The following is a 15,555-nucleotide window of genomic DNA, read 5'->3' as shown; positions in this document are numbered from 1 at the left end:
CTCAGGGAGTGCGGGGGGTTCGGGAAGTGCGAGGAGTGCGGGGGGCGCCGTGGGCTCCGCCGTCCGTGATGCCGCCGCTGGTGCGGTGGGCGGCGAGGAAGGCGGCCACCGCGGGTGCGGTCGCCGCCTCGTCGGTGCGCCAGCTGCACACCGACAGCCGTACGGCGCCGCGCCCCTTCCACTGGGTCGGCGTCACCCAGCAGGTGCCCTCGGAGTTGAGCCGCTCGACCACCCGGCGGGTGTGCGCGTCGTCGCCGATCCGCAGCAGCACCTGGTTGAGCCGGACCGGGGTCAGGACGTCGATGCCGGGTTCCGCGGCGAGCCGACCGGCGAGGTGGCGGGCCGCGGCGCAGTTGCGGTCGACCAGGTCCGCGATGCCCTGCCGGCCGAGGTGGTGCAGCACCGCCCACAGCGTCAGCGAGCGGGCCCGCTGGGACATCTCCAGCCGGTAGTTCATCGGGTCGCGGCCGGTGCGTTCGGTGCTGTGGATGTAGTCGGCGTGGATGCCGACCGCCTGGTGGAAGGGCTCGGGCCGGGCGCAGAACGCCAGCCCGCTGTCGTAGGGGGTGTTGAGCCACTTGTGGCCGTCGCAGGACCAGGAGTCGGCCTGGTCGGCGCCGTCCAGCAGCGGCCGTTGGCGCGGGGATGCGGCGGCCCACAGCCCGAACGCGCCGTCGAGGTGCAGCCAGCCGCCGTACTCGTGGGTGACCTCGGCGATGGCCCGCAGCGGGTCGACAGAGCCGCAGTTGATCGACCCGATCTGGCCGCACACGATCAGCCCGCCGGGGACGGCCGCGGCCAGCTCGCGCAGGTGCCGCACCGCCATCCGGCCCTCGTCGTCGGCCTCCACGTAGCGGATCGCGCCGCCCAGGCCGAGCAGCCGCAGGCAGCGCAGCACGGAGACGTGGGTCTCCTTGCCGACCAGGACGGTCAGCGGCGGCGCGGCGGACAGGCCCTGCTCGTTGACGGTCCAGCCGGCCCGCTGGAGCTGGTGCTCGCGGGCGGCGGCCAGGCAGACCAGGTTGGCGGTGGTGCAGCCGGAGGTCAGGCCCATCACGGTGCCGGCCGGCAGCCCGAGCAGTTCCACCAGCCAGCGCTCGCAGACCTCTTCGGCGACCGCGGACAGCGGGCTGAGGTCGTGGAAGACGTCGCACTGGTCCCACACGCTGGTCAGCCAGTCCGCGGCGACGCCGACCGGCAGCGCGCCGCCGACCGCGTAGCCGAAGCTGCGGGCCGCGCCGGAGCCGAGTGCCCCGGCCTCGCCGGCCCTGATCAGCCGCTGCACGGTGGCCTGTTCGGGGTGGCCGGCGATCGGCAGCGGGCCGCCGAGCAGCTCGGCCAGCCGGCCGGGGTCGCGGGGCCGCACCGGGCGGTCGGCGGACAGATACGTCTCTGCATAGCCGGCGACTTCGGCGAGCACACCGGGCTCGTGGTCGGACGGGTTCCTCGGCCCGGCAAGCGGGTGGACCGTGGCCGTTGGCTGTCCCCTCACGTCTTACGCCCTCTCTCGTCTCGCGTACTGCGCCCTGAACAGTAGGGCGGTTCCTTCCGGCCCGCCCACCCGAGGAGCTCCGGGGAAGGGTCTTTCATTCCAACGAGGTACAGCGTGTGGTGATTTGGTGATAACCGGGCGAGACGCGCCGCCGGGACCGTAGGGAACGCCACGGAAATACGCGCGCCGCAACAATGCCCCCGCGGGGGCAATTATGCGGCGCCGCGTAATTGCCCCGCCGTCCGCGGGTCCGGTGCTATGGAATGCCCAATCGGCGGGCGAAACTGGGCAGTCGGACCCGTTCGGGTGATGTCGCCACAACTGATGCCGCGCGCCGTGCGGTTGGCTGCTTCACTTGGTGACATCCGGTTCGGTTCCGTGCGGATGCCGGACCGGTTCTTCCGAGTATGTTTTCGACCACCGAGCAGTGCCGAGTACCACCAAAGGCCGTTGCAGGTCCCGTAAATACCGTGCACAGGCCGCCGAAAGCGTCGATCGGCTCCGGCCGAATCCGACCCACGGCCTGAATTCCGTACCCGCAGACCCACTGCCATCCGGCCCGCCGGCGACACCGCTGTCACCGGCCGGCATATACGTCGAGAAATTGCGTCGCGGGCGCTTCGCCACGCCGCCGGGCGCGCGAATCTCCGGCCGCCGCGCCATCAAGAACACGGCGCGCCACCGGAAATCCGCGCCGTTTCCCCGTCTTCGAAGGAGAGCACCAGTTGGAAACAGAACCCATTGCCGTCGTCGGCGTCGGCTGCACCCTGCCCGGAAGCGTGCACACCCTGGAGGAGGCGCGGGCTGTCTTCGAGGAGGGCCGCGACTGCGTCCGTGAGGTCCCGTCCACCCGCTGGGACGTCGACGCGCTGTATGACCCGGACCCGCTGAGTCCGGGCCATACCTATGTCCGGCACGGCGGCTTCGTCGACGACATCGACCGGTTCGACGCCGCCTTCTTCGGTATCTCCGACGTGGAGGCCGTACACATGGACCCGCAGCAGCGGATGCTGCTGCAAACCGTGTGGCACGCCCTGGAGAACGCCGGGCAGAACCCCGACGAGCTCGCCGACAGCAACACCGGCGTCTTCATGGCCCTGATGTCCTACGACTACTCGACCATGAAGAACCGCGGCGGCCTGGAGCGCATCAGCGCCTACGAGGCGATGGACACCGACAGCATCTCCGCGGGCCGGGTCGCGCACTTCCTCGGCCTGCGCGGCCCGTGCCTGACCGTGGACACCGCCTGTTCCGGCTCGCTGGTCGCGCTGCACCTGGCCCGGCAGTCCATCCTCAGCGGCGAGTGCGACTCGGCGATCGTGGCCGGCGCCAACGCGATCCTCGCGCCCAATGTGCACATCTCCTTCTCCAAGCTCGGCCTGTTCTCCCGGGCCGGCCAGTGCCGCACCTTCGACGCCGACGCCGACGGGTACGTCCGCAGCGAGGGCTGCGTGGCGGTGCTGCTCAAGCGGCAGTCGCTCGCCGAGGAGCACGGCGACCCGATCCTGGCCAGCGTGGTGGGCACCGCGCTCAACCACACCGGCCGCACCCGCACCCTCACCACGCCCGACGGCAGCAGCCAGCAGCGGGTGATCCGGGCCGCGCTGACCGGCGCCGGCGTGCAGCCCACCCAGGTGGACTACGTGGAGGCGCACGGCACCGGCACTCCGGTCGGCGACCCCATCGAGATGGACGCCATCCTCCGCACCTACGGCGCCGCCCGCCCCGCCGACCAGCCGCTCTACGTGAGTTCCGGCAAGAGCAACGTCGGGCACATCGAGGCCGGCGCCGGACTGCTCGGGGTGGTCAGGGCCGCACTGTCGCTGGACCGCGAGACGATCTACCCGAGCCTGCACCTGAACCGGCTGCACCCGAAGATCGACCTGGCCGGCACCCCCGTGCGGATCCCCGCCGAGCCGGTGAGCTGGCCGCGCCGCGACACCCCCCGGATGGCCGCGGTCAACTCCTTCGGCTACAGCGGCACCAACGCCCACGCGCTGCTGCGCGAGGCACCCCGGCCCCGCCCGGCCGACCCGCAGCCGCCGGCCGCCGCGCCGTCGCGCGCCGACGAACTGCTGGTGCTGTCCGCGAAGTCGGCCGACAGCCTGCACGAACTCGCCGGCCGCTGGGCGGACTTCCTGTCCCGTACCAAGCAACAGGATCTTCCCGCAGCGGTGTTCACCGCCGCCTCCGGACGTGCCGCCTTGCGGCACCGGATCGCGGTGACCGGCCGCGGCGGCAGCCAGCTCGCCAACAGCCTGCGCCAGTGGCAGACCGGCCGCGCCCCGGCCACCGTCACCAGCGGCCACCCGCGCGGCACCGCCGAGGTCGCCCTCGTCTTCTCCGGCCAGGGCACCCAGTACCCGGGGATGGCCCGCGAACTGTACGAGCGGGAGCCGGCGTTCGCCGAAGCGATCGACCGCTGCGCCGCGGCGATGGACGGCACCCTCGAAGTTCCGCTGCGCGACGTGCTGTTCGCGGCCGCGGGCGAGGGCGCCGAGAGGGCCGAGGGACCCAAGGGGGGTTCCGACGCCGCCGCACCCGACATCCACGACACCCGCTTCGCCCAGCCGGCGCTGTTCGCGGTCGAGTACGCCCTCGCCGAACTGCTGCACTCCTGGGGGCTGCGCCCCTCCGCGGTGACCGGGCACAGCATCGGCGAGCTGGTCGCCGCCTGCGTCGGCGGCATGCTGACCCTGGAGGACGCCGCCCGCTTCAGCGTGCAGCGCGGCCGGGTGATGGCCGAACTCCCGCGCGAGGGACGGATGCTGGCGATCAGCGCCGACCAGGACACGGTCGCCGGCTGGCTCGCCGGGCGGGAGGAGCGGGCGGCGCTGGCCGCGGTCAACGGCCCGCGCAGCGTGGTCGTCTCCGGCGCGGCCGACGCCGTCGAGGAGATCGCCGAACTCGCCGCGAAGGCCCGGGTGGACACCGCGTGGCTGCACACCTCGCACGCCTTCCACTCGCCGCTGATGGACCCGGCGCTGCCCGAACTGCACAAGCACGCGGCCGAGTTGAAGCCGACCCGGCCCGAGTGCACGGTGATCTCCGGCACCACCGGCCGCCCGCTCACCGGCGAGGAGGGCCCGGAGTACTGGACCTCCCAGGCCCGCGAGGCCGTCCGCTGCCACGACGCGGTGCGCACCGCCGTCGACGCCGGCTGCACCATCGTGCTGGAGGTCGGGCCGCACGGCGCGCTGACCCCGCACCTCACCGAGGCGCTCGCCGGCCGCGACGTGACCGTCATCCCGACCCTCGACCGCGACCGGCAGGACGTACGGCACGTACTGGCCACCGCCGGCGCCCTGTTCACCGCGGGGGCCGACCTCGCCGTGTGCCGGCTCTACCGCGGCGACCGGTACCGGCGCACCTCGGCCGCGCCGCAGTACCCGTTCCGCAAGGACCGCTCCTGGTGGGGCGACGCGACCGCACCGACCGAGAGCGCGGCCGGTACGGCGGCCCCCGCCGTCGCCCCGACCCCGCCCGCGGCCGTGACCGCGCCGGCCGCGACCGCCCCGGTGGCGGCGCCGACCACCGCGATCGCGCCGATCCCGTACACCGTGGCCCGCTGCCTGCCGTGTCTGGCGCGGTGGGCCGCCTTCCCCCGGGCCGCGAGCCGTCGCGCGGCCCGCCCGCCGCCGTAGGGCGCGTCGTCGGCGGGGCCGTCCGCGTCCCCGCCGATCGCCGGGAGTTGGGCGGTCTCGCCCACCGCGGGCAGCGCGAGCCGGTCGGCCGGGGTACCGCATCCGGGGCACGAGTAGGCGCCGTTGAGATGGCGTCGGCACGCGTCGCAGTAGTCCATGGCGGAAGGGACACTAGGGGACGGGTGAGGCGTGAGGGAACCCTCGCTTTCCGCTTGTGCGCCTTTGCCCGGAAACTCCGCGGCGAGCGGAACCCGGGGCCGTGCAGGACGCCGCGAACGGGGCCGATCCCAAGGCCGCGCCGGCCGACCGTAAAGAGCCGGCCAAGGCCGGGTGAACCGTCCCACATGAAGCCCGGTTTGGTGCGGATTGCGGGCCCCCACGGCTTGACGCGCGCCCGGCGGGTTCCGTACTAATAAGGGTGACCTAAGCTAGGGAAGCCTCTCCTTAGCCTCCCCAGCCCCCCAGCCATATTTCCGCCAAGCTCCGGCCCGCCTGCACCGGCGCCGGCACCGAGAAGGACCTCCATGCTCCCCACGTTCGTGATCGGACTCCGCGAAGGTCTCGAAGCGGCCCTCATCGTGGGCATCATCGCGTCCTTCCTCGGCCAGCAGGGCAGGCGCGACGCGCTGAAGAAGGTGTGGATCGGCGTCGGCATCGCGGTGGCGATCTGCGTGGCGGTCGCGGTGCTGCTGCAGACCTTCTCCAGCGAGCTGCCGACCCGCCAGCAGGAGCAGTTGGAGACGGTGGTCGGCGCGATCGCCGTCGTCATGGTCAGCTACATGGTGCTGTGGATGCGCCGCCACTCCCGCGACCTGCGCAAGGACCTGGAGGGCGCGGCCGGCCGCGCGCTGTCCGAGGGTTCGGCCTCGGCGCTGGTGATGATGGCCTTCCTCGCGGTGCTGCGCGAGGGGTTCGAGACGTCGGTGTTCCTGCTCGCGACGTTCAACGAGAGCAACAACCCCTGGTACGGCGGCGCCGGCGCCACGCTCGGCATCCTGGTCGCCGCCGTGGTCGGCTACGGCATCTACCGCGGCGGGGTGCGGATCAACCTCTCCCGCTTCTTCCGGATCACCGGCATCGTGCTGATCCTGGTCGCCGCCGGACTGGTCTCCACCGCGATCATGACCGCGTACGAAGGCGGCTGGATCGACCGGAACAACCCGGTGCTCGACCTGTCCTGGCTGGTCCGCCCGGGCACCCCGACCTCCTCCGTGGTCACCGGCGTCCTCGGCATCCAACCGCTCATGAGCTGGGCCATGGTGATCGGCTGGCTGGTCTACACGGTCCCGATGCTCGCGGTCGTGCTGTGGCCGGCCCGCCGCAAGAAGGCCCCCGCCAAGCAGCCGTCGGCCGAGCCCGTGCAAGCCGGCTGAGCCGGTACGCGCCGGCCGGGCCCCGCAGCCCTCGCCTTCGCCTTCGCCTTCGTACGACCTTGCGCCGCCCTGTGGACGTCGCACCCGTGAACGTCGCACCACCCCGTCTTCCGGCGCGCCCCGCCCGGCCTCACCAAGGAGCCCTCGTGAACCCCGCTGCCACCCACCGCCGAGTCCTGGCCTGCGCCGCGACCGTGATAGCCGCGGGCATGCTGCTCACCGCCTGCGGCGGCGACAAGGGAGACAAGGGCTCCGCCGGCACCGACGCGAAAGCCGCGGGCGCGAAGACCTCCAAGGTCACCATCACCATCACCGACAAGGGCTGCGCGCCCAGCCCCGCCAAGGCGCCGGCCGGCACCGTGAAGTTCACCGTCGCCAACAAGAACTCGGCGAAGGTCACCGAGGCCGAGTTGCAGGACAACGGCAAGATGCTCGGTGAGAAGGAGAACCTGACCCCGGGCCTGTCCGGCGACTTCACCCTCAACCTCGACAAGGGCACGTACACCGTCTACTGCCCCGGCGCGAGCACCAGCCGCTCCGACTTCACCGTCACCGGTGCCGTCAAGAAGACCTGGAAGGACGACCCGCAACTGGTCGCCGCCACCCAGCAGTACGGCACCTGGATCGACGGCGAGGTCAAGCAACTCGTCACCACCACCGCCGCGTTCACCGCCGCCGTCAAGGCCGGCAAGCTCGACGAGGCGAAGACCCTCTACGGCAAGGCCCGCGTGCACTACGAGCGGATCGAGCCCACCGCGGAGATCTGGGGCGACCTGGACGGCCGGATCGACGGCCGCGCCGACGACGCCGCCACCCCGGCGGACTTCACCGGCTTCCACCGTATCGAGCAGGCGATCTGGCAGCAGAAGTCGCTGGCCGGCATGGGCAAGCTCGCCGACCAGCTCAACGCCGACGTCAAGAGCCTCAACGACCAGGTGCCGACGGTCGAGTACCAGCCCGCGGTGATCGCCAACGGCGCCACCGACCTGGTCAACGAGATCCAGTCCTCGAAGATCACCGGCGAGGAGGAGCGGTACTCGCACATCGACCTGCTCGACTTCGACGGCAACCTGGCCGGCGCCAACGAGGCGGTCGACGTGCTGATGCCGACGCTGAAGAAGAAGGACCCGGCGCTGGCCGCCGAGGTCACCCAGCGCTACCAGGCCACCGCGGCGGCCCTGAAGAAGTACGCCGCAACGCCCGGCTACGAGGGCAGCGGCTACGTGGACTACCGCAAGGTCACCGCTGCCCAGCGGCGTACGCTGTCCCAGACCGTGGACGCCTACGCCGAGTCCGTCTCCAAGATCGCCGGAAAGATTGCCTGACCGATGACCGACAGCACCCCGGACATCACCCCCGAACCCGAAGAGCGGCGGCCGGAGTCGGCAGCCGCCGTGACCCGGCGCCGGCTGCTGGGCGCCGTCGGCGCCGGTGCGGCGGTGGCCGGTGCGGCCGTCGGCGTGGGCGGCACCGTACTGGCCCGGGGCGGCTCGTCCGGCTCGGGCGGCAACGGCTCCGGCGGCACCGCCAGGAGCCAGATCGTCGCCTTCCGCGACAGCCACCAGGCAGGCATAGCCACCCCGTCCCAGGACCGGCTGTGCTTCGCCACGTTCGACGCGACGCCCGGCGTGACCCGCGCCGAACTGGCGGACGTGCTCAAGACGTGGACGGCCGCCGCGGAGGCCATGACGCTCGGCAAGCCGGTGCCCGGGGACGTCGGCGACCTCAACACCCCGCCGGACGACACCGGCGAGGCGATCGGCCTCGCGCCCGGCAACCTCACCATCACCATCGGGTACGGCCCGTCGCTCTTCGACGGCCGCTTCGGGCTGGCCGCGCGCCGCCCCTCCGCGCTCAAGACGCTGCCGCACCTGCCGAAGGACAACCTCGACCCGGACAACTCCGGCGGCGACCTGTGCGTGCAGGCGTGCGCGGACGACCCGCAGGTCGCCTTCCACGCGGTACGCAACCTGCGCCGGCTCGCGTTCGGCACGCTGGCGCCGCGCTGGATGGAACTCGGCTTCGGCCGCACCTCGTCCACCACGCGACAGCAGGCCACCCCGCGCAACCTGCTGGGCTTCAAGGACGGCACCCGCAACATCGACGCGAACGACGCGGCGCTCATGGGTCAGCACGTGTGGATCGGCGAGGAGGAGCCGCAGCGGTGGGCCCGCGGCGGGTCGTACCTGGTCAGCCGGAAGATCCAGATGCGGATGGAGCAGTGGGACCGGGACCGGCTCGGCGACCAGCAGGACGTGTTCGGCCGGTTCAAGTCCAGCGGGGCGCCGCTGACCGGGAAGGCCGAGTTCGACACCCCCGACTTCCACGCCAGGTCCGGTGGGCAGTACGTCATTCCGGCCGACGCGCACATCCGGCTGGCCGCCCACGAGAACAACAACGGGCTGCGCATCCTGCGGCGCGGCTACTCGTACACCGACGGGATCGACTCGGAGACGGGCGACCTGCTGGGCGGGCTGTTCTTCGTGGCGTTCATGAAGAGCCCGGACCAGTTCACCACCCTCCAGCGCATCCTCGGCCGGCACGACGCGCTCAACGAGTACATCCAGCACATCGGCAGTGGCGTCTTCGTCACCCCGCCCGGCCTGGCGGCCGGCCAGGACTGGTCCACCCAGCTCTTCGGCTGACCCCGGGGCCGGCTCCGGCGACCCGACGTTCCGTCAACCGGAGCCACCGCCGCACACCTTCGGCAGCCACACCATCGTCTGCCGCTCGCGCACTCCCTCCAGGGTCGTCAACTGGTGTTCCAGTGAAGTCGGTTCGGTCAGGTAGCGCAGCGCGGCCAACTCGAAGGCGTCCCGCATCACCGACGGCATCGCGTCGGAGGCGTCGTAACAGCGCACGGTGCCAGGCGCGTTGAGGGTCCTGGCCGCGGCGAGGGTGACCGGGTCTGCGGCGTAGGCGGACTGTGCCACCGCGCGGTCGGCGGAGAACGCGGACTGCGACAGGCTCCACTTCTCCTGCACCTCGGGCCGCGCCAGGTAGCTGATCAACTTCCGTGCCTGGGGCGTGTCGTGCAGCATCGCGGCGAGGTCGCCGGAGACCTCCCAGGCGTCCTGGGTGGTGTGCGGCCCGGGGATGAGGTCCGTGGAGTGCACGAAGTCGGCGTCGGAGTGCGGGGGGTCCGCGGGGTCCGCCCAGCCGCCGTCGGCGCGTATGAACGACGACTGGTGCTCCAGGGTGCACGCGGCACGGCCGTCGGCCGAGGTGCGGGACACCGCGTCGTAGGCGCGCGTCACCGCGGGCCGCACGTAGCTGTCCTGGCCGGCGCCGACCATGGTGCCCCAGGTCCGCCAGGCCCGTTCGACGCGCGCGTCGGTCCACGGCAGTTGCCCGGTGGCCCACTGCTGGTACACGGCAGGGCCGGCCTGCTGGAGCAGGATGTCCTCGATCCAGTCGGTGGCCGGCCAGCCGGAGGTGGCGCCGGAGACCATGCCCAGGCACCAGGAGCCGGGCTGGGCCGCGGCGGCGGTGCGCTGCGCGGCCGACATGCCCTTCGGGTACCACACCGCGCTCTTCAGGTCGGTCTTGATCGGCAGCCAGTAGTAGTGCGCGCCCTCGCTCTTTGGGCCGTCGACCTTCGGCGCCCAGGGCGCGTTGAAGTCCTTGGCGTCGATCAGGTCGTCCAGCGGCTGGAGTTGGCCGTTGTGCGCGTAGTCGGCGAGTTCACCGGGGCCGGGCAGCACCGCTACATCGGGCGGCGCGCCGGCCTCGGCGTCGGCGTCGAGCACCTGGCTCTCGGCCGAACTGCCCTGGTAGAGAACGTGGATGTGCTCCGCGGCCTCGAACGGCTCGATGACGTTCTGCCGGAAGAGCGTCTCGTCGTGCCCGCTCCAGTTCGCCAGCAGCGTCACCGAGCCGTTCCCGCCGAACGCCCGCACCACCATGACGCTCGCCACGACGACCACCACCAGGCACAGGCCGATGACGCCGTACACCCTTCCGCCCGGCCACCTCATCGGGGCGCCTTGACGCGGTACTCGTTGATCCGCGGCACCAGCGCCCACACGACCAGAACCATCAGTACCACTCCCCCGGCCACTATCCAGCCGGCCGCCGCGGCGCGGAAGCCGGTGTCCGCCATCCGCCGGGCGACGTCCGCCCCGGCGGCGCTGATCAGCGCGCCCGCGTGCGGCCGCTCCAGCAGCCTGCGGGCGTGGAACAGGCCGGTGTGGGTCTGCCAGGTGAAGACCGCGAGAACCACCGATCCGCACACCAGCAGGCCACCGGCCGCGGCGAGTTGACGGTTCCAGCGGCACCGGAACCGGGCCCGGTGGAAGCGGTGCGCCTCCACCAGCGCGACGGTCAGCGCGGCGACCAGCACCAGCGACACGCTCCAGCCCAGCACCAGCCGCCACCCGAACGACGTCTGCCGGTGCACCACCGCCACCTGCGCCTGCTGGAGCGCGTTGAGCCGGCTCATCAGCGACGAACCGGAAACGGGGTCGACGGACTTGCCCAGCACGTCGGCCGCGTCGTGCATGAAGCCGTCGTGCAGCGGGGAGTTCATCGGGACCTGCCCGGCGAGCCCGATCCAGTACGAGTACGCCGAGATCAGCCCGGTCACCGTCTTGAGGGTGAGCCGGCCGCTCGGCCCGGTGACGTCCTCGGCGGCGGCCGACGTGAGGATCTGGTTGGCGACGGCGACCTGGGTGAAGAAGCCGCTGGTGCCGGCCGCGTCGGAGGCCGCGTCCAGTTCGGCGTCTTGCTCGGCCCGGATCAGCGCGTCCTTCGCGGTGTCCACGTCGAGCACCCCTGACGCGGTGGACGACGCGAGCGGCACCGCGTCGCTGTGCACCCCGGCGTAGGAGCCCAGCAGCGCCAGGGTGGTGACCGCTATCAGGGCGGCCAGCAGCCACAGCCGGTGCCACAGTTCACGCGAGGTGGTGCTCATGGCGCCTCGACTCCGGGCGCGCGGCGCTGCCGGCAGTTCGGGCAGAACTTGGAGTTCGACGGGATCCGGGCCCGGCAGCTCGGGCAGTCGACCAGCCCGGCCACCGGCCGCACCGGCACCGCGCCGGCGGGCAAACCGTCCGAGGTGGGGCCGTGCGTGGTGTGCGTGCTCGCGGTGATCAGGTGCTCGAACGCGTCCTGCGTCACGCCCTCACGCAGCACCACGTACCCGGTCACCGGGTCGCGGATCTCCACGATCCGCTGGAGTTCGGCCAGTTGGCGCTGGGCGCCCAGCTCGTGGGCGAGCGTGACGGCGACGCCGAGCAGCCGGACCGCCTCGTCGCGCCGCCCGAGCCGGAACGCCTCGGCGGCGAGCGCGGCGGTGTCGCCCAGGCGCCGGTGCTTCTCGAAGTGCTCGTCCTCCTCGTTGCCGGTACGGGCCAGCACCGGGTCGTCGGTCCACCGCACCTGGCACGGCTGGGCCGGCGGCAGCCGCAACTCGGCCGATCCGCCGGGGTGTCCGCCGGCCAGCCGGCGGGGCAGGCCGGGCAGCGCCACCTCCACGACCGCCGCCTGGAGGTCCTCGTCCAGTTCCCGCCCGGCCGGGTCGACGGTCACGCACAGCTGGTACCTGCGCACTTCGTTGCCCCACGCGCGGGTGGTGAAGGCGACGGCGGTGCCGGTCCCGGTGCCGGTCCCGGTCTGCGGCAGGCTCAGCTCGTTGGGGAACATCTGGCGCAGGTAGCGCAGCCTGCTGCCGGGCGAGGGCCTCACCCGGATCTCCAGCTCCGGCAGCGGTTTGGCGAGCAACTCCGTGACCAACGCCGCGTACGCCGAGGGCAGTTCGGACTCCTCGTGCACCGCGTCGGCGCTGCCGTGCAGCTGCCTGGTGACGTCCAGCAGCACCTGCGCGTCCCAGTCCTTGCCGATCCCCCAGGCATCGCACAGGAAACGGCCCTGCCAGGTGTCGAGCACGCCGGCGAGCGGGTTGTGGTCGTCGTGCTCGTTCCTGCCGTCGGTGAGCATCAGGACGTGCGGGATCGGCGCGGACTGCTCGGCGAGCAACTTCCCTGCCAGGGCGAGCCAGTTGCCGACGCAGGTGCCGCCGCCGGCCCGCATCGCGTACACCGCCTGCGTCGCCTCGGCCCGGGTGGCCGCCGAGGCCGGGCGCATCGGGCCGGACGGCGGATAGGCGATCACCGCCTTGTGGGTGCCCTTGACGACCGCGAACGGGGTGCCGTCCGGCAGCGCCTTCAGCGCGGTGACGGCGGCCTGCCGGGCCGCGTGGATCTTCTTCTCCGGCATGTTCATCGACACGGAGCAGTCCACGACGAGGACTTCGGCGAGGGCGGAGCCGGCGGCGCCCCCGGCGTCGTCCGCTGCCGCGGTTCCGTCGATGCCGTCAATACCGTCGACCCGCACGGTCAGGATGGCGTGCAGGTCCTGCACGCCGGCTCCGGCCGGAAGGTACATGCGCTGGCTGATCGCGAGCCCGACGACGGGTCCGGCCGGGTACGCGGGTCCGGCCGCCTCCGCGCGGTGGCCCGCGTCCGGGTGCGGCGGCCGGCCCGAACCAGCGCTCGCCGCGGTGCCGTTGGGCGGGTCCGGCTGCCCGCGGCCGGACCCGTTGCCGGACCCGGGCGCGTTCCCGCCCGCGTCGCCACTCGTACTCCCGTGAGTGTCCACTGCTGCCTGCTGCTCCTCACCGCTCGGTCGGTCGCTCGGTCGCCTCGGTACGTCGGTCGCTCGGTCGGTCAGTCGGTCAGTCGGTCAGTCGGTTCGACGCGGGTCCGCCGCGGGTGCCATGGGTGCCGTGTCCACCGTGGGTGCCGTCAGAATCTGCTCTCCGGCCGTACCGCGTAGGCCCGGTCGAGGAGGTCGCCGCGCTCGGCCGCGTCGCGTCCCTGGTCGGCCAGGCCGTGCAGCGACGCATGCAGCAGGGTGGCCAGTTGGCGGCCGCTCGCCGCGCCCCTGAAGAGTTCGCCCGGCGGAAGCGCGGGGAACGGCCGGTCGAGCCAGACGCCGTCGGGGCCGGACGGCGGCGGCCGGTGGGCACCGAGGACCGGCAGGCCGGCCAGCAGGCCGCGCAGTCGCGCCAACATGCCTGCTGCTGAGCCGGGTTGGCCCGCGGAACCGCTCCCGCCGCCCCGCACCGGGCCGGGCCCGCGGCCGTACGCCTCCGCGGGCCCGCCCGGCGACGCGGCTGCCATCCGCCGTGCGTACTCCTGCTCCCGCACCTCCGCGATCAGCCGGTCCTTGGCCGCGCCGGACAGCTGGTCGGCCATCCGGTCGGCGGCGTCGCGCAGGTCGGCCGCGGTGGGGTCGGCGCCCGGCAACCGCCCGGCGAGCACCCGGATCATGGCGATCCGCGCCGTGTCGTAATGCCTTGAGGTGGACGGGACTTCGCCCAGCACCCGGACCGCCGCCGTACGGTGGCCGGCCCGCAGGTGGCCGCGGGCCAGGCCGAACGCGGCGCTGCCCTGGGCCCGGTCCCGCTCCCAGACCGCCTCGTAGTACTGGCTGATGTCCTTCTCGGGGTCGCGCAGCCGCTCGGCGCAGTAGCCGAGCGCGAGCTTGGGCGCCCACTCGCCGGGCACGATGTCGTAGACGGCTTCGAAGTAGCCCTGCGCAGAACGTACTTGATTTGCCATCAGGTCACGCAGGCCGCGGTGCCAGGCGAGCCGCCAGTCGTAGCCCGCAGTGTCCGGGCCCATCAGCCGCTCCGCCTCGGCCAGCCACGCCGCGGCCTGGCCGGCCGCCTCCTCGCCGCCGCGCCACAGGAATCCGCGGCACAGCCACAGCGCGACCTCGACCGTACGCAGCGGCGGATCGTGCAGCACCCGCTCCGCGACGCGCTCGGGCACCGCCGCGCCCAGCCGGCCGAGGAACACCACGGCGCCGTCGTCCGGGTCGGGGATCGGCACCGGCAGCGCGCGGGCCACCTCCTGCGGGCCGGGCGCGCCGAACTCCAACTCCGGTGCGGCGCCCATGGTCTGCTCGGGCCGCCCGGTCCAGTAGCCGGTGCCAGGGGCCTCGCCGAGCACCGCGCCGAAGAGCACCGCGGTCGGCTCGAACCGGGTGGAGCGCTCCGGGTGCCGCTCCTTCCGGCTCAGCGCGCGGTGCTCCCGCAGCACCTCCCACAACTGCCGGGACATCTGCGCCGCCGAGGTGAAGCGGGCGGCCGGGTCGTCGTGCGTGGCGCGGGCGATCAGCCGGTCGAAGGAGCGTTCGGCGAGCCCGGCGGCCGGCACCGCCTTGTCGTACAGCTCGTTCAGGGTGCGGCCGACCGTGAACAGGTCGCTGTCGACATGGAACCCGCGTCGGCCCAACTCCTTCGGTGGCGGCGCGTAGTTGCGGGTGTACGACAGCCGGGTGGTGCGGTCGTCCTTGCGGCGCACCGCACCGAGGTCGATCAACTTGACCTGCCGGCCGTAGTGGATGACGTTCGCGGGCTTCATGTCGCAGTAGAGCAGCCCCTGGTCGTGCAGGTACTCCAGGGCGCCGAGGATCTTGCAGCCGTACGTCACCACGTGGTCGAGCGCGAACGGCTCGCCGAACAACTCCTCCAACTCGTCGGCGCTCGACTTCAGCAGCAGGTTCAGCGGGCGGCCGGCGACGTACTCCATAACGATGTAGTCGGTCGGCTCCTCCTCGCCGGGCGCGAGGTGCTTGCGCGAGGAGATGACGCCGACCACGTCCCGGTGGTGCAGCGAGGCGAGCGAGCGCATCTCCTCGACCGCGCGGAGGCGGGCGATCGCGTCGCTGTTGTTGATCTGCGCCTTGAGCACCACCCGGAGGTCCTTCAACTCGGTGTCCTCGGCGAGGTACACCCAACTCGTGCCGCCCGGCGAGAGATAGCCGAGCACGCGGTACGTCTGCCGGCTGGCCTCGCCGATCTCGTCGCCGACCCGCAGTTGCGGGCGGAAGGAGTACGGGGTGCCGCACTCGGGGCAGTAGCCGTGGTCGGGCGGCGGCCCGCCGTCGTACGCCAGACCGATGGTGCCGGGGCACTCCGGGATGCCGCAGGGCCGGCCGCCGACGGGCGGCGGGCTGGGCACGCGGGCGATGCTGGCGAGCGGCGGCGCGGGGACATCGGGCAGCGGGACGAGGCCGTCGCTGTCGAGGGTGTCCAGGT

9 protein-coding genes and 1 pseudogene are annotated in these 15,555 nt (G+C 72.7%); 4 read left to right on the top strand and 6 right to left on the bottom strand.

The window, feature by feature from the left end; genetic code table 11:
- Position 1 precedes the first annotated feature (1 nt).
- A complete protein-coding gene (locus AC13HU_RS14155; RefSeq protein ID WP_483042191.1) occupies positions 2-1,492 on the bottom strand; it encodes a pyridoxal phosphate-dependent decarboxylase family protein in 1,491 nt (496 codons plus the stop codon).
- 725 nt (positions 1,493-2,217) lie between these two features.
- Here AC13HU_RS14155 and AC13HU_RS14150 point away from each other — a divergent pair.
- Positions 2,218-4,806: pseudogene (locus AC13HU_RS14150) on the top strand (type I polyketide synthase); the annotation flags it as partial.
- 29 nt (positions 4,807-4,835) lie between these two features.
- Here the strand turns inward: AC13HU_RS14150 and AC13HU_RS14145 are convergent.
- Positions 4,836-5,294: a hypothetical protein gene (locus AC13HU_RS14145; RefSeq protein ID WP_483042190.1), complete on the bottom strand. Its 459-nt coding sequence runs from the start codon at positions 5,292-5,294 to the stop codon at positions 4,836-4,838.
- 366 nt (positions 5,295-5,660) lie between these two features.
- On the opposite strand from AC13HU_RS14145, the gene efeU reads away from it, so the two are divergent.
- The 3 genes from efeU (at position 5,661) to efeB (ending at position 9,154) form a co-directional block, all read left to right on the top strand.
- A complete protein-coding gene (efeU, locus tag AC13HU_RS14140; RefSeq protein WP_483042189.1) occupies positions 5,661-6,509 on the top strand; it encodes an iron uptake transporter permease EfeU in 849 nt (282 codons plus the stop codon).
- A 146-nt stretch (positions 6,510-6,655) separates the two neighbouring features.
- The gene (gene efeO, locus AC13HU_RS14135; protein WP_483042188.1) at positions 6,656-7,834 is read left to right on the top strand and encodes an iron uptake system protein EfeO; all 1,179 of its coding nucleotides are present in this window, start codon (positions 6,656-6,658) and stop codon (positions 7,832-7,834) included.
- A 3-nt stretch (positions 7,835-7,837) separates the two neighbouring features.
- Entirely contained in the window at positions 7,838-9,154 is a 1,317-nt protein-coding gene (efeB, locus tag AC13HU_RS14130; protein WP_483042187.1) for an iron uptake transporter deferrochelatase/peroxidase subunit, read from the top strand.
- Positions 9,155-9,187: 33 nt separating this feature from the next.
- Here the strand turns inward: efeB and AC13HU_RS14125 are convergent, their stop codons facing one another.
- From AC13HU_RS14125 to AC13HU_RS14110, 4 genes are all read right to left on the bottom strand, one after another.
- A complete protein-coding gene (locus AC13HU_RS14125) occupies positions 9,188-10,486 on the bottom strand; it encodes an extracellular solute-binding protein (RefSeq protein WP_483042186.1) in 1,299 nt (432 codons plus the stop codon).
- The gene (locus AC13HU_RS14120; RefSeq protein ID WP_483042185.1) at positions 10,483-11,421 is read right to left on the bottom strand and encodes a hypothetical protein; all 939 of its coding nucleotides are present in this window, start codon (positions 11,419-11,421) and stop codon (positions 10,483-10,485) included. The genes AC13HU_RS14125 and AC13HU_RS14120 overlap by 4 nt, the downstream gene beginning before the upstream one ends.
- Entirely contained in the window at positions 11,418-13,106 is a 1,689-nt protein-coding gene (locus tag AC13HU_RS14115; RefSeq protein WP_483042184.1) for a VWA domain-containing protein, read from the bottom strand. Before AC13HU_RS14115 ends, AC13HU_RS14120 begins: the two co-directional genes overlap by 4 nt.
- 146 nt (positions 13,107-13,252) lie before the next feature.
- Positions 13,253-15,555: serine/threonine-protein kinase (locus AC13HU_RS14110; protein WP_483042183.1), on the bottom strand; the 2,303-nt coding region annotated here is incomplete at its 5' end.

Source organism: Streptomyces sp. NH27 (assembly GCF_056859195.1).
Note: the sequence above shows the minus strand (reverse complement) of the source record. Positions and strands in the feature narration are given on the sequence as shown.

Bases quoted from the DNA above. Each gene is read 5' to 3' on its own strand.
- AC13HU_RS14145 (WP_483042190.1), bottom strand. From the start codon at position 5,294: ATGGACTACTGCGACGCGTGCCGACGCCATCTCAACGGCGCCTACTCG.
- efeU (WP_483042189.1), top strand. From the start codon at position 5,661: ATGCTCCCCACGTTCGTGATCGGACTCCGCGAAGGTCTCGAAGCGGCC.
- efeB (WP_483042187.1), top strand. From the start codon at position 7,838: ATGACCGACAGCACCCCGGACATCACCCCCGAACCCGAAGAGCGGCGG.
- AC13HU_RS14125 (WP_483042186.1), bottom strand. From the start codon at position 10,486: ATGAGGTGGCCGGGCGGAAGGGTGTACGGCGTCATCGGCCTGTGCCTG.
- AC13HU_RS14120 (WP_483042185.1), bottom strand. From the start codon at position 11,421: ATGAGCACCACCTCGCGTGAACTGTGGCACCGGCTGTGGCTGCTGGCC.